At 31.1% G+C, this 17,098-nt stretch carries 14 protein-coding genes and 1 pseudogene; 4 read left to right on the top strand and 11 right to left on the bottom strand.

Features of this window, described 5'->3' with window-relative positions; translation table 11 throughout:
* Nucleotides 1-18 precede the first annotated feature (18 nt).
* Entirely contained in the window at nucleotides 19-336 is a 318-nt protein-coding gene (locus ABH961_RS25645) for a winged helix-turn-helix transcriptional regulator (protein WP_404520287.1), read from the top strand.
* 220 nt (nucleotides 337-556) lie between these two features.
* Here ABH961_RS25645 and colA read toward each other — a convergent pair.
* A pseudogene (gene colA / locus ABH961_RS25640) lies at nucleotides 557-3,439 on the bottom strand (collagenase ColA).
* Nucleotides 3,440-4,194: 755 nt separating this feature from the next.
* The gene (locus ABH961_RS25635; RefSeq protein WP_404520285.1) at nucleotides 4,195-4,893 is read right to left on the bottom strand and encodes a DUF1963 domain-containing protein; all 699 of its coding nucleotides are present in this window, start codon (nucleotides 4,891-4,893) and stop codon (nucleotides 4,195-4,197) included.
* Nucleotides 4,894-5,184: 291 nt separating this feature from the next.
* Between ABH961_RS25635 and ABH961_RS25630 the strand changes: the two genes are divergently transcribed.
* Nucleotides 5,185-5,634 carry a DUF5065 family protein gene (locus ABH961_RS25630; protein ID WP_404520284.1) on the top strand — a complete coding sequence of 150 codons (450 nt, stop codon included), beginning with the start codon at nucleotides 5,185-5,187 and terminating at the stop codon, nucleotides 5,632-5,634.
* A 188-nt stretch (nucleotides 5,635-5,822) separates the two neighbouring features.
* On the opposite strand, the gene ABH961_RS25625 is transcribed toward ABH961_RS25630, so the two are convergent.
* The 3 genes from ABH961_RS25625 to ABH961_RS25615 form a co-directional block, all read right to left on the bottom strand.
* Nucleotides 5,823-6,584, bottom strand: coding sequence for a hypothetical protein (locus tag ABH961_RS25625; RefSeq protein WP_404520282.1), 762 nt, complete (start codon nucleotides 6,582-6,584; stop codon nucleotides 5,823-5,825).
* 172 nt (nucleotides 6,585-6,756) lie between these two features.
* Nucleotides 6,757-6,936, bottom strand: a complete 180-nt coding sequence (locus ABH961_RS25620; RefSeq protein WP_404520280.1) for a hypothetical protein — start codon at nucleotides 6,934-6,936, stop codon at nucleotides 6,757-6,759.
* 66 nt (nucleotides 6,937-7,002) lie between these two features.
* Entirely contained in the window at nucleotides 7,003-7,623 is a 621-nt protein-coding gene (locus ABH961_RS25615; protein ID WP_404520278.1) for an HAD family hydrolase, read from the bottom strand.
* A gap of 156 nt (nucleotides 7,624-7,779) precedes the next feature.
* On the opposite strand from ABH961_RS25615, the gene ABH961_RS25610 reads away from it, so the two are divergent.
* Nucleotides 7,780-8,085, top strand: a complete 306-nt coding sequence (locus tag ABH961_RS25610; RefSeq protein WP_404520276.1) for a 2-acyl-glycerophospho-ethanolamine acyltransferase — start codon at nucleotides 7,780-7,782, stop codon at nucleotides 8,083-8,085.
* A 236-nt stretch (nucleotides 8,086-8,321) separates the two neighbouring features.
* On the opposite strand, the gene ABH961_RS25605 is transcribed toward ABH961_RS25610, so the two are convergent.
* The 3 genes from ABH961_RS25605 to ABH961_RS25595 form a co-directional block, all read right to left on the bottom strand.
* Nucleotides 8,322-8,540, bottom strand: a complete 219-nt coding sequence (locus tag ABH961_RS25605) for an alpha/beta-type small acid-soluble spore protein (RefSeq protein WP_001025758.1) — start codon at nucleotides 8,538-8,540, stop codon at nucleotides 8,322-8,324.
* Nucleotides 8,541-8,880: 340 nt separating this feature from the next.
* The gene (locus tag ABH961_RS25600; protein ID WP_404520349.1) at nucleotides 8,881-9,177 is read right to left on the bottom strand and encodes a hypothetical protein; all 297 of its coding nucleotides are present in this window, start codon (nucleotides 9,175-9,177) and stop codon (nucleotides 8,881-8,883) included.
* Nucleotides 9,178-9,837: 660 nt separating this feature from the next.
* Nucleotides 9,838-11,010, bottom strand: a complete 1,173-nt coding sequence (locus ABH961_RS25595) for a tyrosine-type recombinase/integrase (protein ID WP_404520274.1) — start codon at nucleotides 11,008-11,010, stop codon at nucleotides 9,838-9,840.
* A 403-nt stretch (nucleotides 11,011-11,413) separates the two neighbouring features.
* On the opposite strand from ABH961_RS25595, the gene ABH961_RS25590 reads away from it, so the two are divergent.
* Nucleotides 11,414-12,415, top strand: coding sequence for a helix-turn-helix domain-containing protein (locus ABH961_RS25590; RefSeq protein ID WP_404520273.1), 1,002 nt, complete (start codon nucleotides 11,414-11,416; stop codon nucleotides 12,413-12,415).
* Between the two features lie 470 nt (nucleotides 12,416-12,885).
* On the opposite strand, the gene ABH961_RS25585 is transcribed toward ABH961_RS25590, so the two are convergent.
* The 3 genes from ABH961_RS25585 to ABH961_RS25575 form a co-directional block, all read right to left on the bottom strand.
* Nucleotides 12,886-14,130 carry an MFS transporter gene (locus ABH961_RS25585; RefSeq protein ID WP_404520272.1) on the bottom strand — a complete coding sequence of 415 codons (1,245 nt, stop codon included), beginning with the start codon at nucleotides 14,128-14,130 and terminating at the stop codon, nucleotides 12,886-12,888.
* Nucleotides 14,131-14,277: 147 nt separating this feature from the next.
* Nucleotides 14,278-15,519, bottom strand: coding sequence for an allantoate deiminase (gene allC, locus ABH961_RS25580; RefSeq protein ID WP_098219078.1), 1,242 nt, complete (start codon nucleotides 15,517-15,519; stop codon nucleotides 14,278-14,280).
* 44 nt (nucleotides 15,520-15,563) lie between these two features.
* Nucleotides 15,564-16,835 (bottom strand): MFS transporter, encoded by a 1,272-nt coding sequence (locus ABH961_RS25575; RefSeq protein WP_000004414.1) that lies wholly within the window; start codon nucleotides 16,833-16,835, stop codon nucleotides 15,564-15,566.
* Nucleotides 16,836-17,098 lie beyond the last annotated feature (263 nt).

Below are 17,098 nucleotides of genomic sequence, written 5' to 3'. Positions count from 1 at the left end.
TTTAGGAGGTGAAGTAAAATGAATGATTCTACATTATGCCCTCGCTTTGAAAAAGGAATGAGATTTTTTAGTCAAAGATGGACAGCACTAATTATTTACCAACTTTTCTCTGGATCTCAGCGTTTTTGTACGCTTGAATCCTCTCTTCCTGTCAGCGGAAGATTACTTTCAGAAAGACTAAAGGAATTAGAACAAGAAGGAATTGTAGAGCGTAAGGTCTTTCCTGAGACACCAGTTCGTATAGAATATTCTTTAACTCAAAAAGGAATTGCTTTAGAATCCATTATTCGCGGAATAGAAAAATGGTCACAAGAATGGATAGAATTTGAAGAATAGTATAAGAGATTTTTCGTATCTAGCTTTAATTAATCAAATTATGTATATTCATATTTAAAACGCTAGCTTTTTCAAGTATTTATGAAAGCTAGCGTTATTTCATGATTGAATAATTAAAAATACTCACTTGATTTTTATGCTTTTAGATAAAAAATAGGAGCAGCCTATCGTGACAGACTCCTCCTAAAAAACAACCGTTATATACTTATTGAAAATAAATTTATTTTATTAATAATGAATATTCACCATTGTTATCATCAAATTTATACACATTCAAATAATATTTCCCTGGTTTCGCTATGAATTTTCCCTTTATAGCATGTCCTTCATCTTCACCACAAGCTACGTAATTTTGCATGTCTGATTCATGATAAAGTACCCATGTCATCCCAATGTTTTGTTCATTTACCACAGAAATATCTACTTCTTTTGAAACTGTAACATCAAACGTATAAACATCTGTTTGATCAGGAGCAATCAGATTTCCTTTTACAAGCTTATTAAACGGGAGTACCTTTTCCTCTTCAAGGGATCCACCTGTATACGGATCTTGCTTTACAGTAACTTTTGTTTGTTCTTTACTTTCTTTTCCTCTACTATCTTTCACTGTTAGTTCCACAGTATATGTTCCTTTTTCTCCATATACATGGGTAGGGCTGGCTTCAGTACTTGTTGTACCATCTCCAAAGTTCCATAGATAAGAAATAATTTTTCCATCTTCACTTTTTGTGCCATCACTATGGAATTGAATTCCTTCATTTACTATCCCGCTATATGGTCCATTCATATTTACTATAGTCGTTGTTTTTTCTTTTTCCTCTGTTGCAACACCATGGAAAATAATATCATATTCAAACTGATTGGCTGCCTTCACACGATAGTTAACAAAATAGGCTGTAACTGTTTTATAGCCGCTCCATCCTTTTTGAGACAACTGCTCCAAGGTTTGATTGATTTGTTTACTCATCGTTTTCCAATCTTCAGACTCACCTTTTGATGTACTACCTATATATTTACCTTCCACAGTAAATGTGTTAAAGAATTGAGACTCATGTTTTGTAATTTTTGCATCTTTTATATTAGTTATATCTACAATTTCTTTCTTCACTTCAGCTAACAGCTTAGGTGCATGTTGTATTAAATAATCATTTGTTACTTGTGGTACATTGTATTTATCTTGATTATCAATCAACTGCTGCATATACGTTTGATATTCTGTATTCAGCTGTGCATCTTTACTTAATGCTTCACGATACACGTCATAATTTTTCACATCGTTTGCACGGATTAAATCCTGGATCTTATCAAAGGTTTCAAAGTGATGATTATATAGATAAGACTGTAGTGCAAAGGAATAATTATAAAAATCCCATGATCCATATTTTGCGAACAAAGTTTGCTTTGCAGTATAACGGCTTGCTGGATCAGATGATAAGCCACTTATAATACTTTTACGTGGAACAACATTATTTGTACGTGTAGATCCTGCAAAGAATTCTGCATTCCCCTCTTGGAACCAAGTTAAGCGTTCATTTTGATATAGTTCTCCACTCCCAAATAAACCAGGAACCTCGTATCTTCCTTGTAAATAATGAGTGAATTCGTGACGGAATAACTCTTCTAGACTATAAATACTCTGTTTTGGTGTACGCTCATATGTAAAGAAAGTACCCTTCTCTTCAATATAAATACCACCGTTGTTCGTTTCATATCCATATAATTGTCTATTTAATTGATAATCATCTGGATTATTATAAATTACAATTGTCAGCACATCATCTGCGTTACCTGGTTCTAGTGCTTTATCATTTCCAATTACACGGTGATATTGTGCCTTTACTTCTTTGGCTGCCCAATATAACTTTTTAATTTTTTCTTCTGTTACTTTATCGCCTGTCTTAAAAACAATAGATCCATCATCAAATGTATATGTTTTAGGTAAGTATTGTAGCTTCCCTTCTTCACGTATTTTCTGTAAATCTACTGCATTTCCATCATAATCTTTTCCACCGTAGTTTGTTTTGATTTGCTCTACCGCTATAAAATAAGGTCAACTTAGACGAGGATACATATTCATCGCTTGTGTAATAACTTCCAATCCTTTGTTTGGATTGCTATGAAATTTCCCTAAACGTCCTGCATAATAAATCCCATTATTAATTAGCCAACTATTCTCAGTTGTTAAATTCCGTATGAGAGCAATTCTACTAACCTCATTTATAAAGTTATCTATCTTTCCATACCACATTGTTGCATTAGGCTTTTCATTCGTTTCCTGCAAATAAGATTGTATATCATAATCAATACCTTTTACGATTTCATATACAGCTTGTTCTTTCGTATAATCATTAGCATACATAGAAAGGTTATCATTAAACTGTTTTAAAATATTTGCTGCATACTGTACTGTTTCAGCATCACTAGAAGCATTACTAATTAATTTTCCATACGCAACTACTACTCTATCTTGCTCAGCTGTACCTAATTTAAAGTTTGGATTTTTTGCAATGGCTTTTAATGCTGGTAAACATTTGTCATGGAAGCTTCTCTCATTTAAGTAACCCAATTCATTATTAAAATATCCCACATAAAAAGCAGAACGTAATATTTCAACGAAAGTTTCAATTCCCATTGAGTCCTCTTTCGTAAAAGATTTCCCTCTTTGTCCTAATTCATCAATGATAACGTTCATACGTTCTCTATTTTGATAAAAAACTTTCGTCTCTTGATTGAATTGAAATAAGTCTGTAATTTGATTCCATGAAACTCTTGATAACGTATCAAAGAATTCACTATCAGACATTTTATTCAGTTCTGCCAGAGTATAGCTTTGCTTTAATTGCCTTTCATCCTGTTTCTTCACCGAAGTAGGTCGTTGTGAAAAATCGCCTACTTTTAAACGCTCTTCAAAAGTCAAAGTGCCATCTGCTTTTGTAGCATGTGCAATTTCATCTTTTAAAGTTTCTGTCCCGATCGGTTTCATCTGTAACGTATTATAGGTTGCTTTTTCTTCTGCTGAAACCTGTGTTTGTATACTTCCAAATGATAATGCCATCGTACTAATACCAATCATCATTTGAGTAAATTTTAAATTCTTGTTCATAATATTTCCTCCATTTATATATTCCATCTAAAAATATAATATTTTATCTTAATAAATTATTATAAAATGTATTATTTCATATTGAATTACATGAGTTTTCATATAAATTAATATTAAAAATTATTAATAAAAATTTTACATATAATCAAAAAAGGACAAACTACCCAAGGTGAATAGCTTGTCCAAAATTATAAACTCTATGGTTTAACAATATATAATTCAGTTCCGCTAAAAGTCTTTCATTCTCTTTTCAAATCCTACTATTTTTGCACCCGAACGAACAATAATGAATTAGAATAATGACTTAATACTTGCTAGAACAGTAAGTATTCCTATAACAATTATAAATGCATTGCTCATTATTCAAAATCTACATTAATAAAACTCATGGCAAGCTTATGGGTTAATAATTAACGCACGGCAAAGTTATGCTTCCAACTGCGGCAAAATTATGAGTAAAGTGACAATGTTGTTCTAAAAAGACCTGGTTATGTAGTACGGAAACGATTCCGGGGATCAGGAACCACTATGGGAGGACAATTACAAATTAAAAAAGAACTTTATTCGAGTTCTCTTAAATAATGAGACTGGATGGCCTACCTAACACCTGTAATTTGACATATTTCTTCATCGTAAATCCCCTTTTCCCTTTTAATCCATTAATACTTATAGTTATATGCATACCGCCAATATTGTAACGAGAATATACGTTAAGCAAGATTTTATATGAGAAAACGTCACTTTATATACTAATCCTATAAGAAATCACAATGTGCGATCCAATCATTTGTTTTACTATTTTTAGCAAAATAAATTCCGCCACCATGAATAATCTTTAAATGTACTTTTGGATCATCTGTTATTTGAAAAATAAATTCATAATCCGCGGGCCATTGGATACCGGATTGGGCAAAGCAAGCATAGCCCCCTAATTTATGTATATAATGATTTTCTTCAAAAATATCCTCGTAATAGTCAATCTCAATTGTGTTTTCAAGTTCTAAAATTCTATCCTGCATGTTGTTGGGGAAATCTTCCGTATCCCATTGTGGAAATTCATCAACTACTAACTTTGGTATTAAGGGGAAAGGCTTTAGAGCTGGAAACGTAAGTGACATCTCATTCGGCACTAGTTCCTCTATAGAATCATATTCTCTAATACAAAAATTTCCTGATAAGTTGGATAAGTCTTTTGCAAAGTTTGGAGAAAGAAACACTGCGATGGCTTTCGTGCCTTTTACTGCTTCAGGAACAAAAAGTATTTGAGTTAAATTAAGCATCATGATTGCATACATCTTTTCTTGATAGCGGTCAATTGGGTAAGTTTCATTTGGTAATGAATAGGGAATCTTTCCAATCCAACTTTCATTTATAGATAAATCAGGTCTTTTTCCTCCTGTTTGAAAGAGAGTTGCTTTTTTTCTTAGGATATTCTTTATTTGAACTATTTCCAAAGTATTTCTCCTTCTAAATTTATATTTTGTTTTCTATATATTTCAATTAATAAGTATATTGTATCAATAATGTGTGTTTTTTGTTATAACGATTCTTTTTAGTGCTAATTTACTAAGGATTTTCAGAGAGTTTATAATCCAACTTTATTTTATCCCATATTTTTATCAATTGATTGGCAGGGAAATCTGTATATGTTAAAATTTGAATAGAAAATATTACCATCTAATGATTTGACAGCTGTTTTTCATGAGTAAGATTTTATAGTTCTTAATAAACTAGGTGGCTTAAAAATGAAACTTTTAGGAAAAGTAGCTATTATTGGAGGAAGTGTATTTTCCTATACTGCAGGAAGCATTACACCTGCTTCTGCTGAATCTCAATTTATACAGAAAGCATCACCGGTTTTCGATGACTGGCAATGGCAAAACTATTTTTTACTTCATCATAATGCAGATTTTTTACAAGAATTAGCTGTTGGTGAATTGAAGCATGGAGATACTTTTGACATTAAAATTTATACAGGTGGTAAAGATACAGGTAGTGTAAAGATATATCGATTAAGGGAAGATGAGAATGAAGTAGTAAATATGCAAAGATATAAAACAATTTATGATACTGGTACTGAGCATAATTATGGTAGATTTGTAACACCTATTACATCAGTTTATGAGCCAGGATCATATGTAGCTGTTATGAAACTTGGAGAAAATTATTATTATGGTGGCAGCTTTAAAATTTAAAAATAATGAAAGTTAATTTCACTAATGATAATATTTTTGATATGATCAATGTATAATAAAAACATAACTCATGTAATAGTCTAGGCGGTATACTTGACCAACGGCCGCTTAGCTAATGAGTTATACCCCTTAGAAAAGGTACCTTGCAGCAGGGGTACCTTTTCTTTTATTTTCAGTACTAAATTATTTTAAATAGAAGCTATATAGCTAAAAAGTAAAATGATTAAATTGTAATTGAAGTGAAGTATGTATCCCATATGAATATTTTTAAATATTAGAAAGAAAATCATTTGAGCGATAGCCGGTATCCCAATGATAGTTAAACATTGTACCCAATTATAGTTATACGTAGAGAGATGGAGTAACCCAAATGAGCTTCCGGACAATATTAAAGAGGCTGTAATTAAAGATATGGGGCTTATTATGAAGGAGCGTATGATCTTATGCCAAAAGAACAATATAGATACAAATATAATGTTCTCTCCGATTAATTGAATTGCAATCCCAGGTGTTTTGTAAAACAAATTAGTAATTCCTTCATTCGCAATAGGATTAGATGTTCCTTTGAATGTTGTAAAAGAAATTAGTACGGCTAAAAATAACAACATAATAGCATAAATAATGAAAGCACAGAAAAAAGAAATTTTTAGTTGCTGGAAAGTGATTTTTTTAGAAAACAAAAACCTTTGATCCCTCATTATAAATAAGAAAACTAATGAAATAGGAAAAGAAAAATAAACAGATTTAATTATGTATTGCATCAGTATATCTAATTCATTTATATAATTAAGCATGAATGATGGAAAAGGTATGTAAACAGTAATAATACAAAATATGATAAGTATTAGAAACTGCAGATACGTTTTAGTTTGTACTAAGCAATCTAAATATGTGTTGGCAGCACTTAATGCGTGTATGGTCTGCTTAAACTCTTTAGAAACTGCGTTCATAACACTCCTCCATTTTTATAAAACTTCACGTACCGTATTTATTAATTATATTTAAAATATAGTCACCAAGGGGATTTCTATGCCAAAAGAAAAAGCATCTACCCTACCCTATTTATTAAATTTCTTTTCATCATGATAATATAAGAGATACTTCTAAAGGACAAATTAAGAACTATTTCTTCATCCTCTCTTCACCCCAACTAATAGAACTGGTACTTAGTTGCTGTTCTTGCAACCAGTCTTGTAGCTTTCTATATTCATACCAATATGTTTCCTGATTCTCTTTTACAGACTCCAATTGGTTCAATTTAGTTGTAAAATATATAAATTGCTCTTCAGTATATGTAGCCATACTTTTCACTTCCTTTTTTGTTTAGTTTTACAATATCTAATCAAGTTAAAGTAAAGCATACATCCTTTATATTAATTTTAAAATATCTTTTGGTTCTTCTAAAATATAATCAGTGTCTTTAAAAGCATCTTTTGTTTTTGATCCCCACGAAGCAAGAGCAAATTTCACACCAGCACTTTTTGCACATTGCATATCATATATAGAATCTCCAATGTAAATTGCCTCGTGACAAGGAACATCTAATCGTTTTAAGCAGGCAAATAAAGGCTCAGGGTGTGGTTTATGCTTATCCGTATCACATGCGCAAATTGTATGTTCAAAATAACTACTTAAGCCAAATGGCTCAAATTCGTCTATTAATTCCTGTTTAGTTTTCGACGTCACAATACCTAGTTTTATATTACTTAGTGACAACATACCAATGATATCTTCAAGTGATTTGAACACGGAGACTTCATGATTATAATCTAATACAGCTTTACTCCATTTTGGATGAATAACGTCTATATTAGGCACATTCAATTTTTTTAAAGCTTCCTTCCCAGGGATACCCAATGCAAAGTCCAACGCATCTAATGTATAATCTTCATTTAATTCTTCTTTCAAAATCTTTTGTAACGATTTTAATATTGCTTTTTCTGTATCTAAAATTGTACCATCAATATCGAAGATAAGAGTTGTAAGCAAATTAGTCCCTCCATTTTCAGTTCTATTCCAAGCGATTTTTTCACACCATTTAAAGCTTTCTTCCTACATATTCTCAAGTTTAAATATTCTCTTAATGTCCATTGTAACAAAGTTCCAATTAAACTATCATTATTTTTAGTAAATGGAGGGGATTTTTTGAAAAGGGAAAATTTGAGGGTGTTTACTAAAATTTCATTCTTAACAGCATTAACTTCAATTACAATTCTACCAATATCCTTATATATGTTAGCAATAACTTCAAATGAAAATATAGTATCTATTTTAAAGGTTTTTATATCAGTTACATTTTTTGCTTCCTTATTTGCTGTTCCTTTAAGCGTCATTTCAATGTTCAGTAAAGAGAATTTAACCAAAATAATTTTTGTTTTATTGGGAAATTTATTACCAATCGGTCTTTTAACCTACGCTATAATTTTAGAATTTGTAGATGAATTCTTGTAGACTACACCTTAAAACAAAAAACAGCAGATTTAGGTTTAATAACGTTTAACAGTCTTAAGGTTACTTTTAAAGGGTTTAATGAGTTTCTATACTTATTGTATTGTCACATCAGATAAAAACCCTTAAAAATGAATCTGGGTGGTCGTTTTTAGATTTTTAAAAATGATTTTTATTTTTTTGTAAATAAAAGGAAAAGAATTCATCTTAGGGGACCCTTTTCCTTTTATTTTTTAATCTTAGTGTAATCTGTATTGTCCTGTTAATTGCTCTTCAGCCATTCGAACTAAGCGCTTTGTAATTTCTCCACCGACAGAGCCATTTGCACGTGATGATGTATCAGGTCCAAGTGTAACTCCTAATTCACGGGCAATTTCATACTTCATTTGCTCAATAGCGCTTGCTGCAGCAGAAATAAGAATTTCATTTGTATTACTTTCGTGTCTTTGAATATTCATAATTGCACCTCCACTATATTTGTATATAACATGTGCTTAATTATGATATTTATACGTAAGTAGACTATTTTCTTCTAGGATTTTTAGGATAATTCTTTTTTGTTCTCTCTTTCCCATATTCAACTAACTGAACTTGAAAAATATCTGAATCCTGAATTCCTAATACGTTCATTTCTTCTCGAAATGAACGCCAGGACTCTACCTTTATTAATTTTTCTTGGCGTTTCTTAATGTGTAGATTCTTGAGTATTCTATAATTAACCCTCCTCAAATGTTAAATAATCTACATTGCACTTCAGTATAACAATAAAACCGCCCGTGAGGACGGTCTCTCTTTATGTTATTTTTTTATAGCTCTACGCTTTCTTATTTTCTCTTTAATATATTTTATGTTACGTATGCCTAAACGAATCGAAGCGAATATAAGGTAAATCATTAAAATGACGTAGACTGCTATCCAACTCATATACATAAAGGTACCTTGAAATCCATTTTCAGTAAGCCAATTAGTGACCCACATTCCACCGAAGTAAGCTGGGATTGTAAGCAAACTTACATCTTTAGGATCCGTCGCAAGATAAATCATCAAAAATAGAAAAACAAGCGCGCCCATCATACTAACATTTTCAAAAATCAGTTTCGAACATCACCTACTTTATGATTAAAATGTATCAATATTTCACTATTTTACTCACATACTCTCTCTGTATCCCTGATTATTCTTTGTTCTTTCTGTTGTCATATAGTGACTTCCCTACCATGATGAGAAATATAATGAATATAGTTATATAAGGATTATCAAAAACTAGGAAATATACGCTAACTGCAAACATAAATGCTAAAATTAAATATCCCAATTCCGCCACCTCTTCATCCAAAAATATATTCATACTTATAATTCTTATTTAAGCTTTTAAAGCCTATTTTCCTACTTTAAACACGCTCTTTTATTTTCCTAAACCTCAAATTAAACAGTAAGACTCCCACTCCCAAAATAGGAAATAGCAATGAAATTAATTAGGAAAATACCTAATTTTAAAAGTCAGTTTGCTTCAACTATTAATCATTGAGGGATTGGCTCTCTCCAATGACAGAGCCAATCGCACGTGCTAATGTATCTATTCCAAGTGTAGCTCCTAATTTTCAAGCTGTCACTAAACTTAACTACAAAAGTACTTTTGATTGAATATATTTTTCTATCAATAGGAATCACTTTCTTATTGTTTTTTCATACGAATATAACCCTTGTTAATCATATAAAAACTACATAATAAAATTTGTTTCTTATATTAAAATCTTACATCAACATATCCGCAAATGAAGTCCCCACATTATTCTTTCTTTTCATATGCTTCTCTAAATAGATTTTTGTTGTTTGGATATTTTCGTGACCTAGTGTTTGCATTAAATGATATAGATCCGCATTTCCTTGTTCAACTGCCATGATTGCAAATGCATGACGGAATGTATGTGCCGTTACAGGATTTTCACGATACTTTAAGAAATCTAAATTTGTCTTTTTTATCATGTCTGTTACCTGATTTGATAAAGTTTTCGGATTATAAAAATTTCCTCTTTGATTTACGAATAAAGGACATTCATCTCCCCGATCCAATATAGTTGAGAATCCTCTTCTCCGTCTCATTTCGCTAATACACTGGAATAAATGCTCAGGAATGAAAAGTTCACGTACTTTATCCCCTTTTCCTGTGACTTTTAACCAATACTTTCCGTCATAATGTAAGTCTTTCACTCTCGCGGTGCACAATTCCTGAATTCTTGCACCGGTACTTGCTAGAGCTAGTAAAATTGTATAGTTTACTAACTGCCCTTGTTCTTTATAAAACCCTAAAATTTTCATCACTTCATCATAGGATAGGTCCCGATTTGGCCGATCCTGTTCATTTACATTAGCGCGCTGCAGTTCTTCATGAAGAGGTCTTTCAATATAAGCAAATACATGAAGATGTTTTAGAAAAGAACGTATAAGTACTGATTTTTTTGCAAGTGTTGCGACCGCGTACGTATCCCCATTTCTACCGTTCTCTACCTGCTTCAACCAAGCATTATATTTACGAATATGCCAGGGCTGTAATGTTTTTAATAAAGAGTCATTTTGCTGTACTTCTTCCCCATTCAATTCGAATTCCTCTGCATGCTGCACCATGCATTGACAAAATGATAAGATTTCGGAAACATAACTCTTTTTCGTATCCTCTTTTCTATTTTTCTTCTCATCCATATCTTTTTGTAAATGTACGAAATGATAAATGACTTCCAGATCACTTAAATACGTATATTTACTCTTTCCCTCTTTTTCCGCAACCTCCATCTTCTCTTCCAACTTATCTACATAACGACTATCATGCAGGAATGGAACCATATCTCTTATATTTTCTACATATGTATCTATATCTTCACTTTGATTCATTGTTATAGGTAAGTTCTCTTTTTTATTTTGTTTATCCATATTTCGAATTCACCTTCCCTATTGATGATTATGAATATAACACTCTTTATTATCCTTATTTATTATTTTATTTTACTTCTATACATTATACAAATGATAATTCATTTTCTTTCTGTAAGAATCCTATATTCTTCTCTATTAATTTATACTTATATTTTTTTATAATTTATTAGTAAATAGATATCATTTAATAGTTAATACCTTAGAATTTAAATACCTTTTATAAAGAAAATAAATTTAAAAATACATTAAGAGGTAAATTAAATTTAAAACTTTTTTAAACTATAAAAATTTATAAGAACTTTAATAAATTCTATTTCTCATTTTAAATATATCTCATATTCTGATATGATATATACATATCTAAAATACTAGTAAACAATAGTTATGGAGGTGTCCTTTCATGACACAAGATTTATTGTTCATTACAAAACCTACTGTAACGACAAAAGAGGCAGCCGACTTATTAGGAGTAACGGTACAAACAATTTTAAAGAAAGAAAAAGATGGATTAATAGAATGTGTATATAAAGATAACTGGAAGCAATTCGGTAGTAAGATTTTCTATTTAGAGGATATTGAACGTTTAAAAGATATCGAAGAGATTGAGGGGTATAGTACAAAAGAAGCAGCTGAGATTCTGAATGTAGCACCATCTACTGTCTTTACATATATCAATTCTGGAAAACTACCTGCTTCAAAGATTGAAAAGCGCGGAAAAGAAGTATATATTATTGATAAAGATGACCTTGAAACTTTTCAACTTACTTATGAAAAAACTACATCAAAAGAGCGAAAAACATTCATTGCTAAGATTCAAGATGAAGATATATATTTATATCAATTATTAACACATCAACATAACGGAAAAATAGCGAGAGTAATAGAAATCAATGGAGCAGACGGTAAGATTCTTACAGATGAGGAAGAAATTTTCCCTTTATCTATGTATAAAGAACATGATTACTCCTTTGAACCTTTCCGTAAGCAAGCTGTAATTACAAAACGAGGGTATTTATCTTTTTCATTTAAAAAACCTCAGCTATTTAATTCCATTACGTATAATCTAATAAATTTATTTTATAAAGAGATAGGTGTCACAAATATGCGATTGAGTGTTTCATCTGATACTATTAAATTAGAAATTAAACCTTTCGTATTACAAGTTGATCCAATGCAATTTCAAGAAGAGATTAAATACTTACATTCTCATATGAAATCCGGTACGATACTTCCACATGTTGAAGGAATTTACTTTAAAAGTAATATAGAGCCATTAACTTTTCATGCAGATCTTGAATTTAAGCAGAAAATAGTTCAAATGGCAGCGAGTGCAGGTATGGGACAGGAAGAATTCTTATTACAAGCTGTAAAATCTTATATAAAAAATTTAGAACAACAGTAAATATTTATGAATAATAAGAAGCGTGGAAAATAAATCTTTCTACGCTTTTTAGGTTTATAAATTTTAACTTAATTGCAATTTGATGCTATCCCTAGTAGAGATAGCATTTCACCATTCAAGTGTTCGTTAAATAAGGATTTAACATGAAGATGAAATTGGTATTTAACCGCCCTCTTCCCTTGTTGTACAAATGTACAAGGATAAGAAACTCTAAACAAAATTTTTATAGATTTAAAGAATTATATTCATTTAATCTTGTGTAAGAAGACATGAAAATGGATACTTTTTTGTAAAGGAATTGCTTTAGTTGTATATATTCATCATGATTTTCAATAGCAAATCTATTAATTTAAAGAGAACTTTATTTCTGTACAGCTGCGTATAACGATTCTTTCTGACATAAAAACACGATGTCTTTTAAGACATCGTGTTTTTATGTCAGAGATTCATCTCTTACTTCAATAATTTTATTATATATTAGCATCTTTTTCTTTTATCAAAATTAAACTGAAATACCCGATGAGTAAAAAGAGTGAAGCTAAATAAAAGCCTGCTTTCATACTTCCTGTATAAATTGATAATACTCCTGTGATATAAGGAGCTAGTACACTTGAAGACATTCCTATAAAATTGTATAGCCCAAAAGTTGTGCTATATAGATTTTGAGGAGCATTATTTGCTACAAAAGCTACAATTATAGGATCCATTGCAATTTTCCCCATAAAGCCATATAATACTAGCCCCACTATAATCCAAACAGTACTATTAGTAAAACCAATTAAAAAAGTGAAGATTGAAGAAAATATCAACATAAACTTCATGATTTTGACATGTTTTTGAAAGCGGTCGTTTATCCAACTAAATAAAATACTTCCAGGAAGCGCTAAAAGTGCAATTATTGACGATAAATACCCCGCTATACTACCTTCTATTCCTTGTTCAGTTTGAAGATAATAAGGAAGCCAGGTTACCATAACTGAAAATCCATATAATGAACAAAAAGCCACAATATAACTAACTATTAAGTTTCTGTTCATTAATAAGAGTTTAATTGAACTTGAGAATTTTTTTTCTTCAATATCAATTTTCCTCTTTATTGAATTTTTATTTTCACTATCATTTTTAATGGTAAATAACATTATTATTGATACTATTATTGTTAGTAGAGCAAAAATAAAAAAAGTAATTCTCCAACTAAATCCTAAAGATAGCGTAAAGTAACTAGAAAATATAAATCCTAAAGATAACCCTATCGCTCCTCCACTATTTATTATTGCACTCCCAATTGTTCGGTATTTATTTGGAATAAATTCTGATGATAATGCAAATTGTGGACCATAAAAAGTTCCTTGTCCAATTCCAGCAATCATCCATGCAGATATAAGTAACAAATATCCTTCTGACAATCCCGTTACAGCTAAAAATATTCCGGAAATCAGAAATCCAGGAACGAGCACCCATTTTTTTGAATACATATCTCCTAAATAGCCCGATGGAATTTGTACAATTGTATAAGCTAAGAAAAACAAACTATTCATAAGCCCTATTTCTGCATTGTTTAATGAATAATCACTTTTAATTTCCCCTATTACTGGGGTTAAAATAGCGCGATTTCCATATATAAAAATCCAGCCTAAAAAAAATACAATAACTAATCTCATCCAATAAGGAGTCATTTTATTTTTTTTATTTTCTATTAATACTTTTTGTTTCATTATGTCCCCCTTTTAGAAATTTAATATCAGGGCCTTTGCTTGTAGTAAATCTGAATTGAATAAGATAATTGAATAGTTAATTTAAATAATAAATAAACAACAATAAAACATTGTTTATTTATTATTTATAAATTTATTTAAACCGTGTTAATATGCTAATTCATATAATGTATGAATTAACACATTTACTCCTTCAGCTAAATCTTTAGGATCCGTATACTCAAACGGAGAATGACTAATACCTTTATGACTTGGAACAAAAACCATGGCTGTCGGTATATATGGTGCTATAATCTGAGCATCATGACCTGCACCACTATGCATCATTTTATACACAATATTATTTTGCAAACATTGCTTTTCGATAATGTCAGTTATATTTCTATCCATTGGTACTGGTGCAGCATCCATCCACATTTTAATCTTTATTTGAACTCCTAATTGATTTGCAACTTTATTCATTTCCTGTACTATTTTATCAGTAAATTGATGCAATTCTTCTTTTTCTACATGTCTTACATCTATCGTAAATATAGCTTTACCCGGTACTACATTTACGATATTGGGTTCTACTTTAATTTCCCCAACAGTGGTAACAAGCGGCTCCCCATGTTCTAAAGTCATGGTATGAATCCTATGTATCATATAACTAGCTGCACTCATCGCATCTTTTCTATATTTCATTGGTGTTGTGCCTGCATGATTGGATTCACCAATTATTTCAACTGTAAACCGTCGTTGACCAACAATGTTTTGGACAATACCAATGGATCTCTCTTCTTTCTCGAGTACTTCTCCTTGTTCTACATGAAGTTCAACAAATGCTTTAATATCCTTGCGAGCATATTCTGGATTAGCTTTAAATGTGAAACCAGTTTGTCTCATCACCTCTACAAATGCTTGACCATTAAAATCTGAGATATTCTGAACATCTTCTTGTTTAGCAATCCCAACAATATTTTTAGATCCCCAAAATGTATATGGAAATCGACTTCCCTCTTCTTCGGCCATGGATACAACCTCAATATTCCGCAAAGGCTGTCCATATTTTTCTTTTAAATATTTTATAGCTAAAAATCCAGCGATAATACCATACTGTCCATCAAATAATCCTCCATTTTTTACTGTATCAACATGAGAACCAGTTAATATTGTTTCGTCTTTATATTTACTACCTTCAAGCATTCCAAATAAATTTCCGATTTCATCATAATGGATAGATAATTCCTCTTTAATAAAAAGCGTTTTTAGAGACTCTTGAGCCTCTAGCCACTCTGAACTATATAAGAACCTGGATACGCCCCCTTCTGGATCTTTTCCACATTCTCCTAACCAATGAAGTAAATCGAGTGTATCCTTTCCTAATTGCAACTTATCCAGTGTATGCATTAATTTCCCTCCAGTAAACTTCCAATTAATTTACTCTTATCCCCTTAAATGTTTCCTTCTTCAAAATGTGTATTCGGAGAAGTCTCCTTAAAAAACATCATGATAATTAAACTTATTCCAAGAATGATAACAGCTGAATAAAACCCAGCAGCCATACTGCCCGTTAAATCGGCTAAATAACCTGCGATAAATGGAGCCACAATTGAGGATGACATTCCTATAAAATTATAAAGACTAAACGCTCGGCCATATGATTCTGGATTTACGTTCTCTGAAACAGTTGCAATTAGCACCGGATCAAGCGCTATTTTCCCAAAAAGACCATAAATAATAAGAGCTCCAATCATTAAAGGAATACTTTGAATATACACCGTTGCCCATAAAGAAATTGCAGCGATTGGAACCAATGTAAATACAAATATCTTTTTCTTTCCATATTTATCAGATAAATAACCAACAAAAAGTGACCCTGGTATTGCTGCCCATGGAACTAATGATGAAATAAAACCTATTTCACTTCCCTGAAATCCGCGCTCCACTTGTAAATACTTTGGTAACCACGTCATAATAACTGTAAATCCATAAATAGAGCAAAATAATACAATGAATGTAATTAAAAGATTACGGTTCTTTAATAAAGAAAGCATACTTATATCAGCCTCTACATCTATGACTGGATTACTCACATCTTTCTTTTGTCTCTTTCCTTCTTTGACAACAACACCAATGAACAAACCGCATAAAATGGTTAAAACGGAAAATATGTAAAACATCATTCTCCAATTTATTCCCCATTCCAACACAAGGGTACTAGAAGAAATAAAGCCTAATGATATTCCTAAAGCAGCTCCACTATTAATGATGGCAGAACCGATACTCCTTCTTTTATTTGGTATTGCCTCAGAAGAAAGTGCGAACTGTGGTCCATAATAAGTAGCTTGTGTAAGTCCTGTTAAAGCACGCGCCACTAAGAATCCTGTAAATCCAGCCATAATACCACTTACTCCTGTAAAAATTCCAAATAAAATAAAACCCGGAACCAGAATTATTTTCCTTCCAAACTTATCGCTCAATGTACCGGCCGGAATTTGTGCGATTGTATAAGTGAAAAAGAAAATACTATTTACTAAACCCAGTTGAGTATTGTTCAAGTTATACTCCAACCCTATCTCTCCCAATATAGGGTTTAAAATGTACCGATCCGCATTAAGAAATATTGTTCCTAAAGTAAATGCTAGTACAACTTTCCACCAATAAGGAATAAAAGTAGTGGATTCTCCAAATTTATCTTGTTTTTTCATTAAAGATTCAGACATATTAACAATACTCCCTTTACATTTTTCAGTGAAAATCCACCTTATTTAATATTTTTATAAGCATACTACTTTAACACTTTGTCAAATCGTATAATACTTTCTCTCACAATTCATTTTAAATCTATTTATTTCCCTATCTTTTTATGGAGAATCTTTCAAACATAACTCTGAAATAATTGGATATCCAACAACTTTTCAAATTTTTTATAAGGCCTATTTCATATATTATTATTTAATTCTAATAACTACATTGACAAATCATC

Origin of the sequence: Bacillus sp. RC251 (genome assembly GCF_044908765.1) — a bacterium.
Classification (GTDB): domain Bacteria; phylum Bacillota; class Bacilli; order Bacillales; family Bacillaceae_G; genus Bacillus_A; species Bacillus_A wiedmannii.
Note: the sequence above shows the minus strand (reverse complement) of the source record. Positions and strands in the feature narration are given on the sequence as shown.